Source organism: Luteibacter sp., assembly GCF_051958795.1.
Taxonomy (GTDB): domain Bacteria; phylum Pseudomonadota; class Gammaproteobacteria; order Xanthomonadales; family Rhodanobacteraceae; genus Luteibacter.
On record NZ_JBQCFT010000282.1, the window covers coordinates 1 to 9,242 of the forward strand.

General features: G+C 67.8%; 8 protein-coding genes. 3 read left to right on the top strand and 5 right to left on the bottom strand.

Annotation, left to right across the window (positions count from 1 at the left end; all coding sequences use genetic code 11):
- Nucleotides 1-195: 195 nt before the first annotated feature.
- The 5 genes from ACTHLF_RS14710 to zwf all read right to left on the bottom strand — a co-directional run bounded on the left by ACTHLF_RS14710 (nt 196) and on the right by zwf (nt 5,964).
- Nucleotides 196-1,074: an EamA/RhaT family transporter gene (locus ACTHLF_RS14710; RefSeq protein WP_440328112.1), complete on the bottom strand. Its 879-nt coding sequence runs from the start codon at nt 1,072-1,074 to the stop codon at nt 196-198.
- Between the two features lie 206 nt (nt 1,075-1,280).
- On the bottom strand, nt 1,281-1,925 hold the full coding sequence (gene eda / locus ACTHLF_RS14715) for a bifunctional 4-hydroxy-2-oxoglutarate aldolase/2-dehydro-3-deoxy-phosphogluconate aldolase (RefSeq protein WP_440328114.1): 645 nt from the start codon (nt 1,923-1,925) through the stop codon (nt 1,281-1,283).
- A 14-nt stretch (nt 1,926-1,939) separates the two neighbouring features.
- A complete protein-coding gene (gene edd, locus ACTHLF_RS14720) occupies nt 1,940-3,751 on the bottom strand; it encodes a phosphogluconate dehydratase (RefSeq protein ID WP_440328115.1) in 1,812 nt (603 codons plus the stop codon).
- 42 nt (nt 3,752-3,793) lie between these two features.
- On the bottom strand, nt 3,794-4,495 hold the full coding sequence (pgl, locus tag ACTHLF_RS14725; RefSeq protein WP_440328116.1) for a 6-phosphogluconolactonase: 702 nt from the start codon (nt 4,493-4,495) through the stop codon (nt 3,794-3,796).
- Complete coding sequence (gene zwf / locus ACTHLF_RS14730; RefSeq protein ID WP_440328117.1) at nt 4,492-5,964, bottom strand: glucose-6-phosphate dehydrogenase; 1,473 nt, start codon at nt 5,962-5,964, stop codon at nt 4,492-4,494. Before zwf ends, pgl begins: the two co-directional genes overlap by 4 nt.
- Before the next feature lie 238 nt (nt 5,965-6,202).
- On the opposite strand from zwf, the gene ACTHLF_RS14735 reads away from it, so the two are divergent.
- From ACTHLF_RS14735 to nagA, 3 genes are read left to right on the top strand one after another with little or no spacing between them, the layout of a single operon-like run.
- Nucleotides 6,203-6,955 (top strand): GntR family transcriptional regulator, encoded by a 753-nt coding sequence (locus ACTHLF_RS14735; protein WP_440328118.1) that lies wholly within the window; start codon nt 6,203-6,205, stop codon nt 6,953-6,955.
- A 16-nt stretch (nt 6,956-6,971) separates the two neighbouring features.
- Nucleotides 6,972-8,006, top strand: a complete 1,035-nt coding sequence (locus ACTHLF_RS14740; protein WP_440328119.1) for an SIS domain-containing protein — start codon at nt 6,972-6,974, stop codon at nt 8,004-8,006.
- Nucleotides 8,007-8,034: 28 nt separating this feature from the next.
- A complete protein-coding gene (nagA, locus tag ACTHLF_RS14745; RefSeq protein WP_440328121.1) occupies nt 8,035-9,183 on the top strand; it encodes an N-acetylglucosamine-6-phosphate deacetylase in 1,149 nt (382 codons plus the stop codon).
- Nucleotides 9,184-9,242 lie beyond the last annotated feature (59 nt).

Genomic DNA, 9,242 nt, shown 5'->3' on the forward strand with positions numbered 1-9,242 from the left:
TACTGGGGCGGGGGGCGGGGGCTCCGGGTTTTGCCCCCCTGCTCGCCGCCGCCCCGCCGCCCCCGGCCCCGCCCCGCGCCCCCCCCCGCGCCCCCCCCCCCGCAGCTTCCTCAACGCACAAGAGCGAGGCGGCGTAAGCCGCTGGTCACATGCATTCGCGCCAGCGAATGAGCCGATTCGAAGGCGCGGCGCTGACTACGCCGCAGTCATCACCGCGATGGCGGCGATGGCCAATGCGATGCCGAGCCAGTTGATCGCGCTTAGCTTCTCGCGGAAACCGAAGGCACCCACCAGCGTGCCAAGGACGACCACGCCCACGTTCATCGAAGCGAACACCAGCGAAGGCGAATCCGGCACGGCCTGGTGGCCGCGCACGTAGAACAGGATGTTGGCGAAGTTGAAGGCGCCGAGCAGGATGCCGAAGCCGAGGCTGCGGCCGGTGATGGCCACCTTGCCGGATACCGCTCGGGCGACCGCTACGATCCAGCACAACACCATCGCGATCAGGAACGAGCCGAGCAGACCGGCCGCGAACGACGCGCCGGCCTTCGCCACGAGCTTGAAGCAGATGTCGATCGCGCCAAAGCCCGCAAACACGAGCAGCGGGGCCCACCAGCTCGCACGCTCATCGTCGCTGCCACGCATGCCACCGCGCGGGCGGGCGATGCCCTTGCGCCAGAGCACGCAAAGCACCGCGACCAGCGCAATGCCGATGCCCAACGCCTTCTGCCCCGTCAGCACATCGCCGAGGAAGGCGAATGCGGCGAACAGCGAGACGAACAGCGACAGGCGCTGCGCTACATCAGTCCGAACGATGCCGGCCGTGCTTACCGAGCGCGCGAGCACCACGAAGATGGCGGGCAGCAGGATGCCGAGGGCGATGAGCGGCGGCCAGGTCGCCTTCGCTTCGAGCACACCCTGCGGCGTCGCACCGAGCAGCCACCAAGCGAGCAGTGAGGCGACCACGTAATTGGTGGCGACGACCTGGACGATGTCGATACCCGCGCGGCGGGCGAGCTTCAGCAGGATGGAAACCGAGACGCTGAAGAGAACGGCGAGGAGGATGTAAACCATGGGACCGTGGTAGCGGTATACGAGGCTGGGAAGTCTCGCACGAACCGTCGGTCCGATGGTGCGCCGTAGTCCAGCCGCCCTACGACCTGCTACGTAGGAGCCCACCCTGTGGGCGACGCCTTTCGCACCAAGGCCACAGGCCCTGTGGCGCTTTCGCGAAAAAGCCGTCGCCCACAGGGTGGGCTCCTACGATGAGCGCTATGCGTTCAGCGCTTGAGCTGCGCGGCTTCGCGGGCCAGGGTTTCGATGGCGGCGTAGTCGCCGGCAGCGAGCAGGTTGGCGGGGGTGAGCCAGGAGCCGCCGACGCAGGCGACGTTCGGCAGGGCGAGGAAGTCCGGCGCGTTGGCGAGGCTGATGCCGCCGGTCGGGCAGAACGTGATCTGCGGCAGCGGCGAGGCCCATGCGCCGATCAGCTTCGCACCACCGGCAGGGACGGCCGGGAAGAACTTCTGGAAGCGGTATCCGCGCTCGAGGAGCTCCATCGCTTCGCTCGACGTGGCGGCGCCCGGCAGCATCGGCAGTTCGTGGTCATCGGCTGCATCGAGCAGGCGCGGGCTGCTGCCCGGCGAGACCGCGAACTTCGCGCCAGCCTTGAAGGCCGCCTCGAGGTCCTTGGCGGTGAGCACCGTGCCGACACCGACGAAGGCGCCTTCCACTTCCGCGGCGATCGCGCGGACCGCCTCGAGCGCGGCCGGCGTGCGCAGCGTGACTTCGATCGCCGGGATGCCACCGGCGACCAGCGCGCGCGCCATGCCCACGGCCTTAGACGCGTCCTCGATGATGACGACGGGGACTACCGGCGCCAGCGCCAGGGTGGATTCGACCTTGGCCTGCTTTGCTTCGTTGCTCATCGTTACTCCGTTGCTCAGAACACGCCCGCGCCGAGGTCGGCCGCGACGGCCGACTGGCGGAACATGGCGAAAAGTTCGCGGCCCATGCCGCTGTGGTGCACGCCGAGATCGACGTTATCGGGAACGCGGCTGTTCCACTCGTCGGCTTCGATCAGCACCTCGACGGTGCCGGCGATCGCATCCACGCGGACGAGATCGCCCGTGCGAACGCGCGCGATGGGGCCACCCGACTCGGCTTCCGGCGTCACGTGGATCGCCGCGGGCACGCGGCCCGACGCGCCGGACATGCGCCCGTCGGTCACCAGCGCCACGCGATGGCCGCGATCCTGCAGCAGGCTCAGCGTCGGCGTGAGCTTGTGCAGCTCGGGCATGCCTCGCGCACGCGGGCCCTGGAAGCGCACCACCGCGATGAAGTCACGGTTGAGCTCGCCGCGGTCGAAGGCCGCCTTCACGTCATCCTGCTCATCGAACACGATGGCGGGCGCCTCGACGACCATGCGGTCTTCCGGCACCGACGAGACCTTGATGACGCCACGGCCCAGGTTGCCCTTGAGCATGCGCAGGCCGCCATCCGCGCGGAACGGCTCGCTGATCGCACGCAGCACGCCACGGTTGCCGCTTTCCTTCGAGACCGGCACCCAGGTGAGCTTGCCATCCTCGAGGACCGGCTTGTGCCGGTACGCCTCGAGGCCGTGGCCCATGATCGTGTTGACGTCGTTGTGAAGCAGGCCGGCGCTGAGCAGCTGGTCCATGAGGAACCCCATGCCGCCCGCATCGTGGAAGTGGTTCACATCGGCGTAGCCGTTCGGATACACGCGGGCGAGCAGCGGCACGACCGAGGACAGTGCATCGAAATCGTCCCAGCGCAGCTCGATGCCCGCAGCACGCGCGATCGCGACAAGGTGCAGCAGGTGGTTGGTGGAACCGCCAGTCGCATGCAGGCCCACCACGCCGTTGACGATCGCGCGCTCATCGATGATGTGGCCGATGGGCATGTAGTGCTCGCCCATGCAATCGCTGGCGAGCACGCGCTCCACCGTGGCCTCGGTCAGCGCGTGGCGCAGCGGCGTATCCGGCAGTTCGAAGCTCGAACCCGGCAGGTGCACGCCCATGATCTCCATGAGCATCTGGTTGGAGTTGGCCGTGCCGTAGAACGTGCAGGTGCCGGCGCCGTGGTACGAACGCGCTTCCGCTTCGAGCAACTCAGCGCGCGTCGCCTTGCCGGCGGCAAACGCCTGGCGCACCTTCGACTTCTCTTCGTTCGGGATGCCCGACGGCATCGGGCCCGAAGGCACGAAAGCGCTGGCGAGATGGCCGAACGAAAGCGCGCCGATCAACATGCCCGGGACGATCTTGTCGCAGATGCCGAGGTACAGCGCGCCTTCGTACATGTCATGCGAAAGCGACACGGCGGTGGCCATGGCGATGAGATCGCGCGAGAACAGCGACAGTTCCATGCCGGGCCGGCCCTGGGTCACGCCATCGCACATCGCGGGAACACCGCCCGCGACCTGGGCAGTCGCGCCATAGCGGCGGGCGATGGCGCGGATGCGCTCCGGGTAGCCTTCGTACGGCTGGTGCGCGGACAGCATGTCGTTGTACGCGGTGACGATCGCGATGTTCGCGGCGTGGCCGTTACGCAACGCATCCTTGTCGGACTCGCACGACGCGGCGAAGCCGTGGGCGAGGTTGCCGCACGAAAGATGATGCCGCTTCGCGCCGTTGCCGCGCGCGGGGTGGATCTTGGCGAGGTACGCGGCACGCGTAGCGCGGCTGCGCTCGACGATGCGCTGGGTCACCTCGGCGAGGACGGGGTGCAGGGTCATGGCGTATGTTCTCGGGCTTTGACCGGTGGAGGCGGGCGCGTGTTACGGCGCCCAGAAGACATGGATGGGCACGCGATCCTGGGTAAGGACGGCACGGATCGGCACGTCCTCGCCACTTTCGGCTTTCGCGAGCAGTTCCTTTTTCTCGTTGCCTTCGATGTGCAGGTAAACCGTGCGCGCATCGAGCACGCGCGGCAGGGTGAGCGTGATGCGCGGCTCACCGGCGCCACCGGCGCGCATCGAGATCACGGCCTTCTTGCCGTTCGGGTCGAGCGCTTCTTCGAGGTTATCGCCACCGGGGAAGAACGACGCCGTGTGGCCATCCGGGCCCATGCCCAGGATCACGACATCGAGCGGCTGGCCCAGGGCATCGATGCGCTTGCCGACATCGGCGAGCGCGGCATCGACGTCATCCTTGTGCGCCTTGTCGAACAGCGGCACGAAGGTCGCGGTGTGCGCCTCGTGGTGCAGCAGGTGCTCGGCGACCAGCTTCGCATTGCTGCGGTCGCTGTCGGTATCCACCCAGCGCTCGTCGACGAGCGTGATGGTGACCTTCGACCAGTCGATTTCCTGTTCGCACAGCACGGCGAACATCTGCTTGGGCGTGCCGCCACCGGAGACGGCGAGCGTGGCCTTGCCTCGCGCCTTGATCGCCGCATCCAGCTTCGACGCGATATCGCGTGCGAGCTGGTCGGCCAGCGTGAGCTTGTCGGCGTATTCGTTGCGGATGATCTTGGCGTTCATGCGGCGTCCTCGGCCCAGGTGCGGCCATCACGTTCGATAAGCGCCACGGCGGCGCTCGGACCCCAGGTGCCCGCGGTATACGGCTTCGGCGTATCGCCGCTTGCCTCCCACGCGTCGAGGATGGGACCGGCCCAGTTCCATGCCGCCTCGACTTCGTCGCGGCGCATGAACAGGGTCGGGTTGCCACGCACGACATCGAGGATGAGCCGCTCGTAGGCATCGGGCTGCTGCACGCCGAACGCCGCCGCGAAGCTCATGTCGAGCGGCACGTGGCGCAGGCGCAGGCCGCCCGGACCCGGATGCTTGATCGTCAGCCACAGCTTCACGCCCTCGTCCGGCTGCAGGCGCAGCGTCAGGCGGTTGGGCAGGAGCGGGCCGCTCGCAGGATCGAAGATGGAATGCGGCAACGCACGGAACGTGACCACGATCTCCGACACGCGATTGGGAAGGCGTTTGCCGGTGCGCAGGTAAAACGGCACACCGGCCCAGCGCCAGTTACCGATCTCCGCCTTGAGGGCGACGAAGGTTTCGGTCTTTGACTGGTCGCTGCCGAGTTCTTCGCTGTAACCCGGAACGCCCTGGCCTTCCGCTGCACCGGCGCGGTACTGGCCGCGCACGGTGAGCTGGGCTGCGTTGCTGCCGTTGATCGGGCGGAGCGAACGCAGCACCTTGAGTTTTTCATCGCGCACGGCATCGGGTGCGAGCGACGATGGCGGCTCCATGGCGAGCATGCACAGGAGCTGCAGGATGTGGTTCTGGACCATGTCGCGCAGCGCGCCCGCACGGTCGTAATAGCCCGCGCGGTGGCCGACGCCGACGGTTTCGGCCACGGTGATCTGCACATGGTCGATGTGCTGTGCGTTCCACAGCGGCTCGAACAGCGCGTTGCCGAAGCGCAGCGCCAGCAGGTTCTGCACCGTTTCCTTACCGAGGTAATGGTCGATGCGGTAGGTCTGCGATTCGCTGAAGACCTGGGCGACGGCATCGTTGATGGCGTTGGCGCTTTGCAGGTCGCGGCCGATCGGCTTCTCGAGCACCACGCGCGCGCTTTCGCCATTGAGGCCCAGCGAGGCCAGGCGCTGGCAGATGTCGGTGAAGATGTCCGGCGAGGTCGAGAGATAGAACACGCGGATGTGGTCCGGGCGCTCGCCCATCAGCGCGGCGAACTCTTCCCAGCCATCGGCCTTGCGGGCGTCTAGCGAGCGGTAGCCGATCATCTGGATGAAGGCATCGAGCTGGGCTTCCGCCACGTGCGAAACGCCCTTCTTCACTGCCTCGCGGACCTGCTCGCGATACGAGGCATCGTCCAGGCCCTCGCGCGCCACGCCGATGATCCGGCTCCTGGGCAGGATCTGGCCATCCACGAAGCGGTGGTACATGGCGGGGAGGAGCTTGCGCACGGCGAGGTCGCCGGTGCCACCGAAAATGACCAGGTCAAAGGGTTCGACCGGCAGGGAGGAAGCGCTCACGACAGTGCCTCTTGAAGGGTTTGCGGAGGGGTACCACTCGATCGTACCAGTGACATACCACGGCGTACCAGCCCCGTACCACTGCGTGCGGCCTTCCCCTGTACCTAACCTCGTGATCACACAACGGAAACGTTTTCAGGCCAATTTAGATCGTGCAAACAACCGTTCGGTCAAACGTCTGGTCTGTCCGGGTCCCGACTGCCTTGCCCCAGTGGTCAGCTATTGGTATCTTCGCCTGATGGAAACCGCCCTCGTTACCGAGTACCAGCGCCTGCAGCACGACCCGGCAGCCCGCCTGCCGCTGGCGTACATGCGCCTGCGCCGGGCCATTCGTAACGTGATCGAGAACGGCGAGGTCCAGGTGGGCCATGCGCTGCCGAGCGAACGCGACCTGGCCAGGGCCCTCACCCTGTCCCGGGTCACCGTGCGCAAGGCGATCGGCGGCCTGGTCGAGGATGGCCTGCTGACCCAGCGGCATGGCGCCGGCACGTTCGTCTCCGAGCGCATCGTGAAGCCGCTCTCGCGCATGACCAGCTTCACCGAGGACCTGCGTGCCCGCGGGCTCAATCCGCGCTCGGAGTTCTTCGAGAAGGCGATCGGCGAGGTGAACCCCGAGGAAGCCATGGCGATGAACCTCTCGCCGGGCACGCAGGTGGTACGCCTGCACCGGCTGCGCTACGCCGGCGATGAGCCGCTGGCGATCGAGCGCAGCGCCGTGCCGCTCGCCCTGCTGCCCGACCCGGGCCTGGTCGAGGATTCCCTGTACGAAGCGCTGGACCAACTGGGCAACCGCCCGACCCGCGCGTTGCAGCGCCTGCGCGCCGTGATCCTTGGTCCCGCGCAGCTCCGCCTGCTGCGCCTGCCGACCGGCAGCGCCGGCCTGAACATCGAACGGCGCAGCTTCCTCGACGATGGGCGCATCGTCGAGTTCACCAATTCCTGGTACCGCGGCGACATCTACGATTTCGTGGCGGAACTGCAAAGCGACTGACGAGCCCAACGCCACCATGACCATCCAGCCGCAAGACACCCTGATGTTCCGCGAAGCGCACGAGACCGCCGAGGTCGCCGAGCGTCAGCTTGCCCACAACGAGGCGATCGTCTCCGCGCTGGCCGAGCGCCTGCGCGCGAACCCGCCGCGCATGGTGATCACGTGCGCCCGCGGCAGCTCCGACCACGCGGCGATGTACGCGAAATACGTCTTCGAAACCCAGTGCGGCGTGGTCACCGCTTCGGCCTCGCCGTCGGTGACGTCGATCTACCATGCCTCGCAGCATCTGGACGGCGCCCTGTACGTCGCTGTCTCGCAGTCGGGCAAGAGCCCCGACCTGGTGCGTAACGCCGAAGCCGCCAAGCGCGCCGGTGCGTACATCGTCGCGCTGGTCAACGTGGTCGATTCGCCGCTGGCGGCCGTCGCCGATGTGGTCGTCCCGCTGCATGCCGGCCCCGAGACCAGCGTCGCGGCCACCAAGAGCTACCTCGGCTCGCTTTTCGCAATCCTGCATATCGCCGCCCGCTGGAGCGACAAGCAGGACATCGCCGATGCGCTCACCGCGCTGCCGGCGCAGCTGCGCCAGGGCTGGGATGCGGACTGGTCGACGCTGACCGATGGCCTGGTCGATGCGCACAACCTGTTCGTGGTGGGCCGTGGCTTCGGTTTCGCCGGTGCGCTCGAAGCGGCGCTGAAGTTCAAGGAAACCTGCGGCCTGCACGCCGAGGCGTTCAGCGCTGCGGAAGTGAAGCACGGCCCGATGGCCCTGGTCGGCCCCGATTTCCCGGTGCTGTTCTTCGCCCAGAACGACGACACGCTGCCCGGCGTGCTCGATGTCGCCGCGGAGTTCCGCAAGCGTGGCGCCAAGGTCTGGGTCGCCGCCCCTGGCGCCACGGGCGAGGGCGTGCTGCCGCTGGTGGCTACTGCGCCGATCTCGGCACCGCTGGTCACCGTGCAGAGCTTCTACCGCGCCACCGCGGCCCTCGCGCTCAAGCGCGGCTTCAACCCCGATGTCCCGCCGCACCTCAACAAGGTGACGGAAACCGTCTGATCCCCGCTTCGAGCCCAAGGACTTCGCCATGACCCTCGCCCTCGTCAACGGCCGCGTGCTGACCGATAACGGATTCCAGACCGGCCTTGCGGTGCTGGTGGATGACGGAAAGATCACCGCCCTCGCCCTGCCTTCCGACCCGCGCGTGCGCGCCGCGGACAAGCATGACCTGGGCGGGCGCACCCTGCTCCCGGGTTTCATCGATTGCCAGGTGAACGGCGGCGGTGGCGTGCTGTTCAACGATGAGCCCACGGTGGAGGCGATCCGCGCCATCGGCGAAGCCCACGCGAAGTTCGGCACGACGGGTTTCCTGCCCACGCTGATCAGCGACGACGCGGAAGTGATGTCGCGCGCGATCGACGCCGTGAACGATGCGGTGGCCCAGGGCGTGCCGGGCGTGCTCGGCGTGCACCTGGAAGGCCCGTTCATCGCGCCGGAGCGCAAGGGCGTGCACGATCCGGCCAAGTTCCGCATCGCCGGCGCCGATGACATCGCGATGGTGGCGCGCCGTCACGGCGGCGTGACCCTGCTCACGCTGGCGCCGGAACGCGCGAGCGATGATGTGCTCGCCCAGCTCGTGGCGAACGGCGTCATCGTCTGCGCCGGCCATACCGGCGCCGACTACGATGCGACCCACCATGCGCTCGCCATGGGCGTGCGCGGCTTCACCCACCTGTTCAACGCCATGACCCCGTTCACCAGCCGCGAGCCCGGCGTGGTCGGCGCGGCACTGGAAGACCACCACAGCTGGTGCGGCCTGATCGTCGATGGCCACCACGTGCACCCGGCATCGCTGCGCGTCGCCATCGCCGCCAAGGCGCCGACGAAGATGATGCTGGTGACGGACGCCATGCCGCCGGTGGGTTCGGACAACCCGAACTTCGTGCTGAAGGGCGAAACCATCACCGCGCTTGATGGCGTCTGCCAGACCGCGGACGGCACGCTCGCGGGCTCGGCGCTGGACATGGCCTCGGCCGTGCGCAACACCATCGACATGGTCGGCGTGCCCTACGACGAAGCGGCCCGCATGGCCTCGACCTACCCCGCCGCCTTCCTCGGCCTGGGTAGCAGCCATGGCCATATCGCCGCCGGCTACCGCGCGGATTTCGTGGTGATGGATGCCACCCACCACGTCACGGAAACCTGGATCGGCGGCGAGCGCGTCTTCGCAGCCTGAGCGATTGACCCCCTGACGGTGCACCTGTGACCTGTGGGAGCGGGGGGGGGGGGGGGGGG